Here is a 14,375-nt window from a genome sequence, read left to right as displayed (position 1 = left end):
CCAGGCGGCCTGCACCCGCCGCACGAAGGCGCTGCCGAGGATGGCGCCCAGGCCCAGCGCGCCCAGCATGTAGCCGTACAGCAGGGCGCTGCCGCCTTCATGTTCATGGGCCAGCAGCGGCAGCAATGCCCACAGCGCGCTGGCAGACAGGCCGAAGGCAAAAGACCGCAGCATCACCACACGGGTGACGGTGGAATGCTGGGTGTAGCGCAGCGCCGCCACCACGCCTTCCAGGATGCCTTCGGGCGGCAGGCGGCGCAGCGGCAGGTCGCGCCTCCAGCGCCAGATCGCCCAGATCAGGCCGCCATAGCAGAAGCAATTCAGCAGGAACACCCAGGGCGCGCCCATGGCGCCCAGCAGCAGGCCGCCGATGGCCGGCCCGACCGCGCGCGCCACGTTGAAGTTGACGCTGTTGAGCAGCACCGCGCTGCCGACATGGGCGCGCGGCACCTGTTCGCCGACGGCGGCCTGCCAGGCCGGCGTGACGATGGCGCTGCCGATGGCAATGCAGAAGACGGACGCGATCAGCGTAATGGGATGCAGCAGCCCGGCGAAGGCGAGGATGGTGATGAAGACGCCGCCCGCCAGCTCCAGCAGCATGCCGGTCAGCATGACCTTGCGGCGGTCGTAGTTGTCGGCCAGCACGCCGGTCAGGATGGACAGCGCCACCAGCGGGAAGGCGGCGGCCACCTGGATCATGGCGACCATCAGCGGGCTGCTTTGCTCGGTGGTGATGATCCAGGCGGCGGCGACGGATTGCGCCCAGGTGCCCAGGTTGGCGAACAGGTTGGCGATCCAGATGATGCGGAAGGCCGGAAACGCGAAAGGGGATAGCGTGCTCACCTGCAGCACGGGGGCGGGAGCGGCCGGTGCGTCCGCGGGTAGATCGGTGTTGGCCGAAACGGGTTGCAGCATGGAGTTCTTCCGGCGCGCCGGATGGGCGCTCCTGTCGGGCGTGGTCTGGGTCGGGTAATGGTACGCCTAAGCCAGCGATCGATGGGAGCGCGCGCGGCGCCCCAGGGCAGCCGCGGGCCGCCCTGGGGGGTCTTGCTGCCTGCCGCCTACTGCTTGGCGGCGGGGGCCGGAGCGGGAGCCGGCGGATAGGCCTGATTCAGGTACTCCACAATCAGCGGAACCTGCTCGGCGGGGATGGGGGCGCCGTAGGTGCCCACCATCTTCTTGACCTCGGCATCCCAGAAACCCAGCGGCATGGGCGGCTGGGACGACACGTAGTCGACCGAATGGCACATCAGGCACAGGGCTGCGTGCTGGGCTCCGGCGCCCGTGCCGGGATGCAGCGTGGCGGTTTCCTGGGGCAGCTTGATCTCCAGGGCCTGGACGGACGGGGACAGACAGGCGCAGGCCAGCGCAAGCGCCGGCAGGCAGCGACGGAAATGGCGGTTCATGGCGCTCTCCTCAGGCGGCGGTGACGCGGACGGCTTCGACCACGTTGCGCATGTAGCCGGCCGGGTTCCACAGCGGGTCCAGCGGCTGGGTGTCGCCGGCCATGTTGGTGGCGCGGACCTTCAGCGTGTAGTCGCCGGCGGCCTTGGGCGTGAAGTCGGCATGCCATTCGCGGAAGGAATAGCGGCCCAGGTCCTTTCCCAGCTTGGCGGCCTGCCAGGTCTTGCCGTCGTCGGACGAGAACTGGACTTCGCGTATGCCCTTGCCGCCGTCGAAGGCGATGCCGCGCACCTGCACCGGCTTGCCGCGGGCGACGCGCGCGCCCGCGCTCAAGCTGGTGATGAAGCTGCGCACGTTGTAGCGGCCGATCGGGCGGGTTTTTTCCGGCGCCTTGCCCGGCGGGGTGCAGGCGCAATCGTTGTCGGGGATGCGATAGGCCTTCTGCATCCAGAAGCCGTCGAACTCCTTGTCCAGCACCTTGATGTCGGCCAGGTGCTTGACCCAGTAGGTGCCGTAATACCCCGGCACCACCAGACGCACGGGATAGCCGTTGAGCATGGGCAGGTCGGCGCCGTTCATGGCGTAGGCCAGCATGACCTCACCGTCCAGCGCATGGGCGACGTCCAGCGCCTTGACGAACTCGGGCGTGCCGGGCAGCACCGGCCGGTCCATGCCTTCGAATGAGATCTGGCGCGCATCGGCGCGGATGCCGGCCTTTTCCAGGACGCGCTTGAGCGGGATCCCCAACCAGCGGGCGTTGCCCATGGCGCCGTTGCCCGACTGCCCGCCGCCCACGCGCGGCAAGAAGAAGCCGCGGCTGTTGCCCGAGCACTGGGTGACCGCCACCAGTTCCACCGGCTTGCCGAATTGCTGCTTCAGATCGGCCAGCGACAGGTCCAGGGGCTTGTCGACCAGGCCGCTCACTTTGATGCGGTAGGTGTTCAGGTCGATCGCGGTGGGGATGTTGCCCAGGTGATAGCGCACGAAGAAGGCGTCGTTGGGCGTGATGACGTTTTCGTTGAAGACCGAGAACGGCGTTTCCAGCTGTGGCGGGCGCGAGGTCTGGCGGATCAGGGGCCGTTTTTGCGGATAGGCGATCAACTCGCGCTCGCCATTGGCGAACGGCAGGGTGACGGTGGCCGGCGCCGCCAGGCTGGTCAGCGCATGGCCGGCCAGCGTGCCGGTCGCGCCCAGCGTACAGGCCTGGCGCAGGAAGCGCCGGCGCCCATTCGGGTCGAATGTGCTCATCTTGCTGTCTCCTTGTTCTTGTCAGCGCCCTGCCCCCGGCGCATTCCCACGAGGCTACGCGCCACGGCCTGACAAATGCGTTAACGTCCGCGCTGCCCATTCCAATTTCCGCGTTTTCCGCTTCGATGATCCTGACATTCAACAAACGCGCCTTTGCCGCGCTGCTGGTCGTAACCGCGCTGGAAGCGCTGATCGCCACCTTGGGCGCGCCCTATCCCTTGCTGCGGGGCTTCGTGGGCGACGTGGTGGCGGTGGGCTGGGCCTATCTGGTGTATCGCAGCTTTATCCGCGCGGATGTGCTGCCGCTGGCGCTGGCCGCGCTGTTCACCGGCTATGCGGTGGAACTGGGTCAATACCTGGCCCGGCACTTCGGCTGGCGGCTGGAGCAGCCGTTATTGCGCGTCATCCTGGGCAGCGTGCCCGATTGGTGGGACATGCTGGCCTATACGCTGGGATTCGCGCTGGTGCTGACGCTGGCCGGCTGGAACCGGCGACGGAGCGCCGCCTTGCGCGGCGCCTAGGCGCTTTTCATCTTTCCGCCTGGCCGCGAACGCCAGGCTTTCCACCCGGGAATCAGCCTGCCTGGCAGACCGGCGCGTCGTCGTGCGCGCGCGCGGCGGGCTTGGTCGCGCGCAGCGGCTGCAGCTTGGCATTGCGGAACGGCGCGAAGAGCTCGGCCCAGGACGAAGGAAACAGCGGAGTGGCGTGGCGCACGGCGTCGCGGCGGGCGTAATGCGTCAGCAGTTGTTGGCCGATCGGGGCGTCTCCCAGGGGGTGGCGGGTAGTCATGGTATTTCCGTATTGCATTGAAAGTGTATTCATTGTACCAGCATGCTTGTTTCAGGGCCAGCCCCTGCATATGTATGCCAAGTCATTGATCCATAAAGACTGTCCCTGTTTATTGGTAGTCATTGGGATGATCTCCGGGATTGCCCTAGCAGTTCAAAATAGTAGACGGTATACAATGTTCAGCATGCCCGGGCTAAGACCAGCCTGGAGTCTTCACCACTGGACCTGGAGCGCGTCATGGCTGAACTGATGAACCGAGATGAATTCCGTACCGCGTTGGAAAACGCGATCAAGGGCAAGAGCGCCAACGCTTCGCCTTTCTCCATCGCCTGGGCAGAGGGCAAGCTCAGCCGCCAGCATCTGCAGCGCTGGGCAGAGAACCACTACCACTACGTGGGCCCGTTCGCCGATTACCTGGGCTACCTGTACGCCCGCACGCCGGACTCCTACACCGAGGCCAAGGATTTCCTGCTGGCCAATATGTATGAAGAGGAAATCGGCGGCGACCGCCACACGGACCTGCTGATCCGCTTTGCCGAAGCCTGCGGCACCACCCGCGAACGGGTCACCAACCCCGACAACATGTCGCCCACCACGCGCGCCCTGCAAAGCTGGTGCTACGCCGTGGCCATGCGCGAGGATCCCATCGTGGCGGTGGCCGGACTGGTGGTGGGCCTGGAATCGCAAGTGCCGTCGATCTACCGCAAGCAGACACCGACCCTGCGCGAGAAGTACGGCTTTACCGACGAGGAAGTGGAATTCTTCGACCTGCATATCGTGTCCGACGAAATCCACGGCGAACGCGGCTATCAGATCGTGCTGGAGCACGCCAACACGGTGGACCTGCAGCAGCGCTGCCTGAAGATCTGCGAGATCGGCGCCCAGATGCGGTTGCTGTACACGACCGCGCTCTACACCGACTACGTGCAGCAGGAAATCGCGCTGCCCGAACTGGGCCTTGCCGCCTGAGTACATCGCGCGGCCGTCTGGCTCGTTGTGCCGGACGGCCGCGGCCCCGCAGATCCCAGAGCAGAAAACCCATGCCTACCATCGTGTTTCATAAGGGCGGCCAGACCTACACCGATGTGGTGAAGGACAACACCAACCTGGTGGTGCGGGCCGGCATCAAGCAGTTTCCGTATCCGCATCTGCGCTATGAGTGCGGCATGGGCAAGTGCGCCAAGTGCGCCTGCCGCGTGCTGGCCGGGGCCGAGCATCTGCCGCCGGTCAACTGGAAGGAAAAAAAGCAGCTGGGCGAGCGCATCGACCAGGGCTACCGGCTGGCGTGCCAGCTCTGGCTCAGCAGCGACATCGAGCTGGTCCAGGACGTGGAGGCATAGCGGCGATGGACCCGGTATACGTCATCCTGACCAGCAAGCCCGGGGTGTTCCGCACGGAAGCGGACGGGGGCGCGGTAGATATCCTGGAAACCTACGACTACGCGTTCTACGGCCGTGCGCTGGCGGTCTACTGCATCGCCCGCCTGCACAGGGACACCAAGCTGGTCGTCACCGAGGAAACGCCGCCTTACGTGGTGAACCGCGTGCCTTCCAAATTCCTGGAGAAGTTCGCGTCAGTGGAAGCGGCCCGCAAGGAACTCGCCCATTTGACGCGTTTTGGCAGCATGGAATCGACCTTGACGCTGCGCCCAGGCGCGGTCGCAGCGGAGCATTGAACAATATGGTCCAGATCACATTCATTTCCAATGGCGGCATGGTCGCCACGGCGCCCGAAAACAGCAATCTGCTGCGCGTATCGCTCAAGGAAAAGGGCGGCATCCCCTTCAAGTGCGGGGGCGGCCTGTGCGGCACCTGCAAGTGCCGCATCGAGGAAGGATTGGAGAACACCGACGCCATCAAGCCGAAAGAGCGCAAGCACCTGCGTCCCGAGGATTTCGAGGCCGGCTACCGCATGGCCTGCCAGACCTTCGTCAATGGCGACGTGAAGGTCTCGTGGGTGATCCAGAACGGCAAGGGCGTGGTGGTGGGCGCGGCGTCGGATCCCGTCGAAGCGGCGACTTGAGGGCGGCTGCCCGCAGGCAGCAAGGCTGCGACCAACATGCGCCGGCCGCGTGGTCGGGATCGAGGCGCGGCCTGCTTGGGCGCCGGCCGGCTCAGGCCACCGATGCGTGAGGCTGCTGCTGCGCTTCCGTATAAGCCTTGGCGGCGTTGTGCACGTGCTGGCTGGCCAGCAGCGCCGCCAGGTCGCCGTTGCCGGCGATGACCGCATTGAGGATCTGCGAATGCTCGTCCCAGTTCTGTTTGGCGCGCAGCATGTTGCTGGGCGCGAACAGCAGCGCGGTGCGGTCGCGCAGCGAACGCATCAGGTCGGTCAGCACCACGTTGCCGCCGATGGTGGCCAGCATTTCGTGGAACTGGGAATTCAGCGCCAGGAATTTGTCCAGCTGTTCGCTGCGGGCGGCTTCGGTGCCTTCGCGCAGGAAAGCCTGCAGGCGTTCCACGGTCTTTTCGTCGCGGCGCTGCGCCGCGAGCTTGGCGTTCAGGCCTTCCAGGGTGGCGCGCACTTCCACCATGTCGTAGGCCACCGCGTCGGACAGCACCGACACGGACGCGCCGCGGCGCGGCTCGATCGTCACCAGGCCTTCGGCGGCCAGGGCGCGCAGCGCCTCGCGCACCGGGATGCGCGACACGCCCATTTCTTCGGACAGGCGGCCTTCGACCAGGCGGTCGCCAGGCGTGAATTCGCCGCTCAGGATGCGTTCGCGCAGCTTGTCGCGGATGACGGCGAACAACTGCGGATGCTGCTCGCCGATCTTCAGCGAGGCGGAGTGCTGCGTTTCTGCGGCTTGCGGGCTGACGGGTGAGGTTGTCATGGCGAGCAGGTTTGGCTTAATGGATACAGTCTCCATTGTATTACCGGGTGTAGCGGCGTGGCTTCGGGGGCGAACCGCATCAGTGTCCCCAAAAAGCCTTGGCCAGCACGCCCAGCGCGCCCAAGGCGCATACCGCCAACAGCACGGCACGCACGGCGCGCGGGGGCAGGCGGTGGCGCAACCGGTTGGAGACCGCAAAACCGGCCAGCAGGAAAGGGGCCAGGCTGAGCGCCAGCCCGGCGTGATAGCCCGTGTAGCGCTTGGCCCAGGCCAGCATGGCCAGCGAAAAGATCGAACCCAGGAACAGCACCATGCCCAGCGTGGCGCGCAGGCGCGGTGGCGCCGCGTGTTGCATCACGATGGCAATGGGCGGCGCGCCCACCGAGGTCATGGTGCCCATGATGCCGGAGGCCACGCCCGCGCCGGACACGCGCCCGGGCGTGGCGGAAAAATGCAGGCCCGCCGCGCTCAGCGCCACGGCCACCAGAATCAGGGCGGCGAACAGCACGCCCAGCGCCTGCGGCGCGAAGCGCGTCATGGCGTAGATGGCGATCAGCGTGCCGACGGCGCGGCCCGCCAGCGCGTAGGACACCGAGGGCCAGTCGATGGCGGCGCGCTCGCGCAGCGCGGTTAGCAGCGAAATGAAGCCGCCCAGCGTCAGTAGCGGCCCCGGCGCCAACTGGGGAAAGAACATCGCCGCCACCGGCGCGGCGAACATGGCGAAGCCCACGCCGCCCACGCCCTGCGCGATCGCGGCGCCGAATACGACGGCGGCCATGGTGGCGTACTGGAGGAGATCGGGGTACGGCAGGGAGGATGTCATGCCTGGATGTGTTCTTACTATGTATACGATAGTCTATCCAGGATTTTTCCGAATTTCATGAAGTGCTTCAAAAACTAGGGTAATCCCCTGATCTTCTGGCGCTATTCATGGATTTTTCAGAATTATCGCTTTCCCTAGGCGCTGCATATTTTGATTGGTATGGCTACAAACGAAATATAGTATACCGAATGTGGCGACATAACAGCCACGCATACAAGGGGAATAGCACATGCAAGCGGACGTAGTGCTCAACGCTGCTCACTGGATGTACCTGATCAGCGTGGCCGCCATCATCCTGACGATGATCCTGCGGGCCAACGTGGTGGTGCCATCGGTGATCGGCACCTTTCTGGTGGTGCTTGCCATTACGGGCAATCCGATCAGCGCCCTGATAGGCATCTTCTCGGCCAGCTTCGTGGCGGCCAAGGAGCTGTTCAATATCTTTCTGGTGATCACTTTCATGACAGCGCTGCTCAACGCGCTGAAGACCCTGCAGGCGGACGTGCGCATGGTGCAGCCGTTTCGCCGCGTCATGCGGGGCGGGCATTCGTCCTTCCTGATCATCGCCCTCTGTACATACGTGATCTCGCTGTTCTTCTGGCCCACGCCGGCGGTGCCGCTGGTCTCCGCCATCCTGCTGCCCGCAGCCATCGCGGCCGGCCTGCCGCCGCTGGCAGGCGCCATGGCGATTGCCATCGCCGGCCAGGGCATGGCGCTGTCCTCGGACTACGTGATCGGCGTGGCGCCCAGCATCAGCGCCAAGGCGGCCGGGGCGGCGGTCAGCGCCGCCGTGGTCGCGGACCGTGCGCTGGTGCTGTCGCTGATCACTGGCGGGGTGGCGCTGGTGGCTGCCTACCTGCTGATCCGCAAACACATCGTGCCGGCCGATGCGGCGCTCCTGTCCGCCTGGCAGGCGCGGGCGCAGGACGGCAGCCTGGCGCGCATCGAGCAGTCGGGCTCCTTCGACAAGGCCGAACTGGCCCGCGGCACCATGGGCGCGGATCCGGCCCTGCCCAGCGGTCCGGTGCTGAGCGACGAAGAGCGCCGCCGCGTGCGCTGGTCCAAGACCTTCGCCGTGGTGACGCCGCTGGCCTTCCTGGCCGTGATTGCGGTCATGGTGCTGCCGCGCCTGTTCCCGTCCCTGCCCGCGCTGCGCGGCGGCGATGCGGCGGCGCTGGTGGGAGGCGTCGCGTTCGTTGTCATGATGCTGGTGACCCTGGCTGCGGAAGGTCCGCGCAAGATGCTGGACGTCTGTCCGGAGCACGTCACCGACGGCTTCGTGTTCGCCTTCAAAGCCATGGGCTCGGTGCTGCCGATCGCGGGCTTCTTCTTCGTGGGTGCCAACGAAACTGCCGCGCAGATCCTGGGCGTGCCGCAGGCGCAGGCGCCGGGCCTGCTGTTCGAGGTGATTTCCGCCGGCCAGCACCTGATCCCCGAAAACCACTTCCTGGTGGCCTTTGGCGTGCTGCTGGTCGGCATGATCACCGGCATCGACGGTTCCGGCTTTGCCGGCCTGCCCCTTACCGGCACGCTGTCAGGCGCCCTGGGTCCGGTAGTGGGCGTGGACCCGGCGACGCTGGCGGCGGTGGGCCAGATGGGCGCGGTCTGGACCGGGGGCGGCACGCTGATCGCCTGGTCCTCGCTGATTGCGGTGGCGGGCTTTGCGCGGGTGAACGTGCTGTCTTTGGTACGCGCCCTGCTGTTGCCGGTGCTGCTGGCGCTGTTCGTCTCGACGATCTGCGCGGTGTTGATCTGGCGCTGAACCCTGTTTGTGGCGCTGCTTTGGGGTCCCTGCGGGGACCCTTTTTTCCAGGAGGGAAGGCCGATCCCGGGCAGGGATTTACACGTATCGACCCATATTGATTAAAGTATACAATGTTCATAAGTAAGCCAGCCCGCCCAGGCACTCGCGGCCAGCGGGCGCAGACCAAGGAAGCGCTCCCGTGGATGATCTCTCGCAGCAAACATTCCTGAACCACATCGGCGGCAGCTGGATGCCCAGCGGCACCGGCAAGACGGCGCCCAACATCAACCCAGCCGATACCGCCGACATCGTGGGCCGTTTCCAGGTCTCGGACGCCGAGGACGCGCGCCAGGCGGTGGCGGCTGCGGAGGCCGCCTTCGCCGGCTGGCGCGACACGCCGATTTCCAAGCGCGCCGCCATCCTGTTCCGCGCGGCCCAATATCTGGAAGACCACGCCAACGACATCGCGCGCGAATTGACCCGGGAAGAGGGCAAGAGCCTGAACCTGGCCAAGGACGAGGTGCTGCGCTCGGCGCAGACGATCCGCTTCTACGCGGTGGAAGGGCAGTCCTTTACGGGCGAAACCTATCCCAATGACGATCCCGACATGGTGGTCTACAGCCAGCGCGAACCGCTGGGCGTGGTGACGGTGATTTCCCCCTGGAACTTTCCCATTTCCATCCCCGCCCGCAAGATCGCTCCGGCGCTCATCACGGGCAACACCGTGGTGTTCAAGCCCTCGTCCGACGCGCCCATGTCGGGCTACCGCCTCACCGAGGCTTTCGTGCAGGCCGGCCTGCCGGCCGGGGTGCTTAACTTCCTGACCGGTCCGGCCGGCGCGGTGGGCGAGGCCATCACGGGCGCACGGGCAGTGCGGGCGATTTCCTTCACCGGCTCCACCGCCGCGGGCGAACAGATCCACCGGAGCGCCGGGCTGACCACCCGCACGCAGATGGAGCTGGGCGGCAAGAACCCGCTCATCGTGCTGGCGGACGCCGACCTGGACCGCGCCGTGGATCTGGCCGTGAAGGGCGGCTTCTCGCTGAGCGGCCAGGCCTGCACCGGCACCAGCCGGGTGCTGGTGGACAAGCGCGTGCGCCAGGCCTACACCGACAAGCTGCTGGTCCGCATCAAGGCGCTGACCATAGGCAACGGCCTGGACGGCAACTTCGACCTGGGGCCGCTGGCCACGGCCAAGCAGCTGGACAATGTGCTGGGCTACGTGGCCGTCGGCAAGCGGGAGGCCACCCACCTGTATGGCGGCGAACGCCTGACGGGCGCCGGGTTCGAGCGCGGCTATTACGTGTCGCCGGCGCTGTTCACCGACGTCACGCAGCAGATGCGCATCGCCAGGGAAGAGATCTTCGGCCCGGTGATCGCGCTGATCGAGGTGGACGGCTACGAAGACGCCATTGCCCGCGCCAACGACACCGAATACGGCCTGTCCGCCGCCATCGCCACCACCGATGCGCGCTACGCGCACCGTTTCGCCCGCGACATCCAGGCCGGCACGGTCAAGATCAACCGGACCACCACCGGCAACCTGATCAACGCGCCGTTCGGCGGGCTCAAGCATTCCAGCACCTCCACGTTCCGCGAATCGGGCCGCGTGGGGCTGGAGTTCTACACGCAAATCAAGACTGTCTACCGCGCCGGCTGACGCCGGGGCCCCCAATCGCAAGCAGAAGAGGTCATCCCCATGAAGCAGGTCTATCGTCTGGAACTTGAAGAAGCGCGCGTGATGGTCCGCGCGGCCATCGCCAAATCGGAAGAAATCGGTGTGCTGGAGACGATCTGCATCGTCGACGACGGTGGCTATCCGATCGCGCTGGAACGCATGGACGGCGCCCGCATCACCGGCCCGCAAATCGCCTGGAACAAGGCCTTCACGGCTGCCGGGCACAAGCGTTCGACCCATCTGTTCAACACCTCGCCCAACGGTCCGGCGTTGCCCGGCAACGAAGCCTTCGGCATCCAGTGGAGCTTCGACGGCAAGTTCGCCGTATTCGTCGGCGGCTATCCCATCGTGGTGAACAACGAGGTGATCGGCGGCGTGGGCCTGAGCGGCGGCAACGGCGAACAGGACACCAAGGCCGGTCTGGCCGCGCTGGCGGCGCTGGCGACGCTGCTGGAGCCGCGCGGCATGAAAGTGCTGGTCGAGGCGGACATCAAGAAATAAGCGAGGCCGGCCATGGCATACCGCGTGCATATCCTGCAAACCGACGAGTCGTTCCAGGTCGAAGAAGGCGAATCCGTGCTGCAGGCCGCCGAACGTTCGGCGGTGAAGCTGCCGCACGAGTGCACCTTCGGCGGCTGCGGCACCTGCCGCATCAAGCTGGAGTCCGGCGCCGTGGAGTACGAAGAGTTCCCCATGGCGCTGACGCCGGAGGAAGCGGCCGAAGGCTATGCGCTGGCCTGCCAGGCCCGGCCCCTGGGCGATCTTTGCATCAGCGTGGCCAGTAGCCGGCAGTCGTTTCCGGAACCGCGCCGCCTGCCGGCCACCATCCACCGCATCGAAAGGTTTTGCGACGACGTCATCCACCTGACGTTGGCGCTGCCGGAAGAGGGCATGGACTACGTGCCGGGCCAGTACCTGAACGTAGTGCTGCCCGACGGCGAGACGCGCAGCTTTTCCATGGCCTCGGCGCCCGCCGGGAACCTATTGGATTTCCACGTGCGCCGCATCCCGGGCGGGCGCTACACCGACCAGTGGCTGGGCCAGGCGCAAGCCGGCGCCGGCGTGGAGATAGAAGCGCCGCTAGGCGTGTTCAGCTACCACGAGGAAGACTGGCGGCCGCTCATCATGATGGCCACCGGCACGGGCATTGCGCCCATCAAGGCCATTCTGGAATCGCTGCTGGACAACGAAGACTGCCCGCCCGTCACGCTTTACTGGGGCATGCGCACCGAGGCCGATCTCTATCTGCGCGAGGTGATCGAAAGCTGGGCCGGAAGACTGTATGAGTTCAATTTCGTGCCGGTGCTGTCGCGCGCGGATGCGGACTGGCAGGGCCGCCGCGGCCACGTGCAGCAGGCGGTCCTGGAGGACCACCAGGATCTGTCCGAGCACGCCTTCTACCTGTGCGGCGCGCCGGAAATGATTCACGAAGCCAAGAGCCTGCTGGCCGCGCGCGGCGCCAGCCTGGACCACATGTATTCCGACAGCTTCACCTTCCAGCACGCGCTGGCCGCTGCCTGAGCGGCCACGCATGCCGGGTCAGCGGTACACCAGCACCGGCAGGCGGGTGCGCGCCAGCACGCGTTGCGTCTCGCTGCCCAGCAAGAATCCCGTCATGCCGTGGCGGCCGTGCGAACCCATGATGATCAGGTCGCAGCTCTGGTTCTGCGCCGCCTCGACGATGGCCTCATGGGGATGGTCGTTGACCGTCACCACGGCGTTGCACGGCACCAGCGCATGGCGCGCTTCCATTTCCAGGTTGTCCAGGTAGGTTTGTGCGTTCTTGCGGGCCTGGTCGGTGTGGTGCGCCTGCGTGGTGCCCAGCATTTCGGCCTGATAGACCAGCAGATGGTCCTCCGGGATGGCGCGGATGAGCGTGATGGTGGCTCCCATTTCCTTGGCGAAAACAAGAGCGCGCTTGAAAGCCGATTCGGACAGCAGGGAACCGTCCACGGCGACGAGCAGGTGCTTATACATGTTGCCTCTCCTTTAGGGAAAGGAATAGGGAGCAACTCGCCAATCCAGTATAGGCCCGCCGTCAGGCGCAATCCAGTCCTGCATACGGACGAGGTGCGCGGGCGGCCCGCCCCGCATATTTCCAAAGGAAGCCGAACCCGGGCTTCAACATAACCTCATATCGACTAAGTATTTTTCGGCGCCGCGCGGCGATGACAGAATCGGTTCGACTCCTTGAACCCACTGCCGGAAACGAACTTCCATGTCATCGCCACGTCGCCAGGCTTATGCCCGCGTCCTTGCCATCGCGGGCAGCCCGTCGCAGCGCTCCCGTTCCTCGGTGCTGCTGCGGCACGCTGCCGGGATCCTGCAGTCGCGGGGGCTGAGCGTTGGCGAATTGGGCTTGCGCGACATCCCGGCCGAAGAACTGATAGAAGGCAACTACGCCGGCGCCGCGGCCAACGCGCTGCGGGCGCGCGTGGCGGCGGCCGATGCGGTGCTGGTTTCCTCGCCGGTTTATCAGGCTTCCTTTTCCGGGGGGTTGAAGGCGGTGCTGGACCTGCTGGATCCCAAGGCCCTGGCGGGCAAGGTGGTGCTGCCCATCGCCACGGGCGGCAGCCCGGCGCATCTGCTGGCGCTGGAATATGGCTTGAAACCCGTGCTGTCCGCGCTGGGCGCGCGCCACATCCTGGCGGGCGTCTACGCCACCGATGCGCAGGTGCGCGTGGACGAATTCGGCGCGGGCGAGATCGACGCCGAGGTGCGGCGGCGGCTGGAGGATTCGGTGGAGCGCCTGTCCGAACAGGTGCTGCCGCGCGACGCAGTTCTCAGTCAATCCTACGATCTGGGCCGGCTCGCGCTTGCGGGCGGCTTCAGCGTGTGACCGATGCGCCGCGCCCAAGCCTACGTCCCTCCCGACACGGCGATCCTGCGCTGGGTCGCGCCCGCGCTGCTCGCAGCGCTGTGGCTGGGTAGCGGCGAGACAGCCAGGCAGATTCTGCCGCCGCTGAGTCTGCTTGCGCCGCTTCTGTACCAGACGGTGCGCGGCATACGCGCGGTGGACCCGGCGCTGGTCGAGACCGGCCGGTCGCACGATTTGAGCGGCTGGCCTCTTTATCGGCACGTGCTCCTGCCGGGCGCGTTGCCGTTCATCCTGACGGGCCTGAGGCAAGGCCTGGAGCTTTTATGGCTGACCTTGATAGCGCTGGAACTGTTCGCGACGCCGTCGGGCCTGGGCAGGCTGCCGTCGCTGGACAACAGTCCGCCGGGCGCGGCGGCACTGTTGCTGGGCCTGGCGCTGTTCGCGGTCCTCAGCCTGGCTTCGGGCGCGCTGGTAAGCCTGTTGGAGCGCTGGCTGCTGCGCTGGAGGCCGCGATGATGTTCATCAATCCCAATGAGTTCGAGCTGTTGCAGCACCTGGAAGTGCGCGAGCGTACAGAGCCGGACGAGGCGCCCGAGGCCGGACCGCAAGCTGCGTTGAGCGTGACATTGCGCAAGCTTGCCAAGCGTTATGGCGACCGCATTGCCTTGCAGGCGCTGGACCTGGAGATTGCGGCCGGCGAGTTCGTGGCTGTGGTCGGGCGCGCCGGCAGCGGCAAAAGCACCTTGCTGCATCTGCTGGCCGGCCAGCTTGCGCCCAGCGGCGAGCAGGGCGGCTCGCCCAACCGCTCGCCGCTGCTGTTCGACAACTTTCCCAGCTGGGCGCCCGACAGCCGCGTGCGCCTGTTGTTGCCGGACACGCGCCTGCTGCCCTGGAAGACCGTGCTGCACAACGTGGCTCTGGGCCTGCCCAGCACTGCGCAGGCGGCAGATGCGTTGCGGCAGGCGGGCCTGGACGGCCACGGCGGCGATTGGCCCGCGCAGCTGTCCGAGGCGCAGCGTCAGCGCGTGGCGCTGGCCC

19 protein-coding genes are annotated in these 14,375 nt (G+C 66.3%); 12 read left to right on the top strand and 7 right to left on the bottom strand.

Annotated elements, in window-relative coordinates; all coding sequences use genetic code 11:
* The 3 genes from VIR09_RS04730 to VIR09_RS04720 all read right to left on the bottom strand — a co-directional run.
* On the bottom strand, positions 1-915 hold a 915-nt coding region (locus VIR09_RS04730), incomplete at its 3' end, for an MFS transporter (RefSeq protein ID WP_332011828.1).
* 146 nt (positions 916-1,061) lie between these two features.
* Entirely contained in the window at positions 1,062-1,406 is a 345-nt protein-coding gene (locus VIR09_RS04725) for a sulfite:cytochrome C oxidoreductase subunit B (protein ID WP_332011827.1), read from the bottom strand.
* A 10-nt stretch (positions 1,407-1,416) separates the two neighbouring features.
* The gene (locus tag VIR09_RS04720) at positions 1,417-2,652 is read right to left on the bottom strand and encodes a molybdopterin-dependent oxidoreductase (RefSeq protein WP_332011826.1); all 1,236 of its coding nucleotides are present in this window, start codon (positions 2,650-2,652) and stop codon (positions 1,417-1,419) included.
* 125 nt (positions 2,653-2,777) lie between these two features.
* Between VIR09_RS04720 and VIR09_RS04715 the strand changes: the two genes are divergently transcribed.
* Positions 2,778-3,173, top strand: coding sequence for a DUF2809 domain-containing protein (locus tag VIR09_RS04715; protein ID WP_332011825.1), 396 nt, complete (start codon positions 2,778-2,780; stop codon positions 3,171-3,173).
* Between the two features lie 52 nt (positions 3,174-3,225).
* Here VIR09_RS04715 and VIR09_RS04710 read toward each other — a convergent pair whose 3' ends face one another.
* Positions 3,226-3,441, bottom strand: coding sequence for a hypothetical protein (locus VIR09_RS04710; RefSeq protein ID WP_332011824.1), 216 nt, complete (start codon positions 3,439-3,441; stop codon positions 3,226-3,228).
* A 237-nt stretch (positions 3,442-3,678) separates the two neighbouring features.
* Here VIR09_RS04710 and VIR09_RS04705 point away from each other — a divergent pair, with 237 nt between their 5' ends.
* From VIR09_RS04705 to VIR09_RS04690, 4 genes are all read left to right on the top strand, one after another.
* On the top strand, positions 3,679-4,410 hold the full coding sequence (locus VIR09_RS04705; RefSeq protein WP_332011823.1) for an iron-containing redox enzyme family protein: 732 nt from the start codon (positions 3,679-3,681) through the stop codon (positions 4,408-4,410).
* A 71-nt stretch (positions 4,411-4,481) separates the two neighbouring features.
* A complete protein-coding gene (locus VIR09_RS04700) occupies positions 4,482-4,781 on the top strand; it encodes a 2Fe-2S iron-sulfur cluster-binding protein (RefSeq protein WP_173144504.1) in 300 nt (99 codons plus the stop codon).
* A gap of 5 nt (positions 4,782-4,786) precedes the next feature.
* Complete coding sequence (locus VIR09_RS04695; RefSeq protein WP_332011822.1) at positions 4,787-5,116, top strand: ferredoxin; 330 nt, start codon at positions 4,787-4,789, stop codon at positions 5,114-5,116.
* A complete protein-coding gene (locus VIR09_RS04690) occupies positions 5,113-5,463 on the top strand; it encodes a 2Fe-2S iron-sulfur cluster-binding protein (protein WP_332011821.1) in 351 nt (116 codons plus the stop codon). Before VIR09_RS04695 ends, VIR09_RS04690 begins: the two co-directional genes overlap by 4 nt.
* Before the next feature lie 91 nt (positions 5,464-5,554).
* Here the strand turns inward: VIR09_RS04690 and VIR09_RS04685 are convergent, their stop codons facing one another.
* Both VIR09_RS04685 and VIR09_RS04680 read right to left on the bottom strand, forming a co-directional pair.
* Positions 5,555-6,274 carry a GntR family transcriptional regulator gene (locus VIR09_RS04685; protein WP_332011820.1) on the bottom strand — a complete coding sequence of 240 codons (720 nt, stop codon included), beginning with the start codon at positions 6,272-6,274 and terminating at the stop codon, positions 5,555-5,557.
* 79 nt (positions 6,275-6,353) lie between these two features.
* A complete protein-coding gene (locus VIR09_RS04680; RefSeq protein WP_332011819.1) occupies positions 6,354-7,097 on the bottom strand; it encodes a sulfite exporter TauE/SafE family protein in 744 nt (247 codons plus the stop codon).
* 229 nt (positions 7,098-7,326) lie between these two features.
* Between VIR09_RS04680 and VIR09_RS04675 the strand changes: the two genes are divergently transcribed.
* The 4 genes from VIR09_RS04675 (at position 7,327) to VIR09_RS04660 (ending at position 12,040) form a co-directional block, all read left to right on the top strand.
* Complete coding sequence (locus tag VIR09_RS04675) at positions 7,327-8,859, top strand: hypothetical protein (RefSeq protein ID WP_332011818.1); 1,533 nt, start codon at positions 7,327-7,329, stop codon at positions 8,857-8,859.
* A gap of 232 nt (positions 8,860-9,091) precedes the next feature.
* Positions 9,092-10,501 carry an aldehyde dehydrogenase family protein gene (locus VIR09_RS04670; RefSeq protein ID WP_414639389.1) on the top strand — a complete coding sequence of 470 codons (1,410 nt, stop codon included), beginning with the start codon at positions 9,092-9,094 and terminating at the stop codon, positions 10,499-10,501.
* A gap of 39 nt (positions 10,502-10,540) precedes the next feature.
* Complete coding sequence (locus VIR09_RS04665; RefSeq protein WP_332011816.1) at positions 10,541-11,020, top strand: heme-binding protein; 480 nt, start codon at positions 10,541-10,543, stop codon at positions 11,018-11,020.
* 12 nt (positions 11,021-11,032) lie between these two features.
* Complete coding sequence (locus VIR09_RS04660) at positions 11,033-12,040, top strand: 2Fe-2S iron-sulfur cluster-binding protein (RefSeq protein ID WP_332011815.1); 1,008 nt, start codon at positions 11,033-11,035, stop codon at positions 12,038-12,040.
* Between the two features lie 18 nt (positions 12,041-12,058).
* Here VIR09_RS04660 and VIR09_RS04655 read toward each other — a convergent pair whose 3' ends face one another.
* The gene (locus VIR09_RS04655; protein WP_332011814.1) at positions 12,059-12,496 is read right to left on the bottom strand and encodes a universal stress protein; all 438 of its coding nucleotides are present in this window, start codon (positions 12,494-12,496) and stop codon (positions 12,059-12,061) included.
* Positions 12,497-12,737: 241 nt separating this feature from the next.
* Here VIR09_RS04655 and ssuE point away from each other — a divergent pair, with 241 nt between their 5' ends.
* The 3 genes from ssuE to VIR09_RS04640 form a co-directional block, all read left to right on the top strand.
* Positions 12,738-13,358 (top strand): NADPH-dependent FMN reductase, encoded by a 621-nt coding sequence (ssuE, locus tag VIR09_RS04650; protein WP_332011813.1) that lies wholly within the window; start codon positions 12,738-12,740, stop codon positions 13,356-13,358.
* A gap of 3 nt (positions 13,359-13,361) precedes the next feature.
* Positions 13,362-13,853, top strand: a complete 492-nt coding sequence (locus VIR09_RS04645; protein ID WP_332011812.1) for an ABC transporter permease — start codon at positions 13,362-13,364, stop codon at positions 13,851-13,853.
* Positions 13,850-14,375: ATP-binding cassette domain-containing protein (locus VIR09_RS04640; protein ID WP_332011811.1), on the top strand; the 526-nt coding region annotated here is incomplete at its 3' end. The genes VIR09_RS04645 and VIR09_RS04640, both read left to right, overlap by 4 nt.

This window comes from Achromobacter sp. (assembly GCF_036567245.1).
GTDB lineage: Bacteria > Pseudomonadota > Gammaproteobacteria > Burkholderiales > Burkholderiaceae_B > Achromobacter.
Note: the sequence above shows the minus strand (reverse complement) of the source record. Positions and strands in the feature narration are given on the sequence as shown.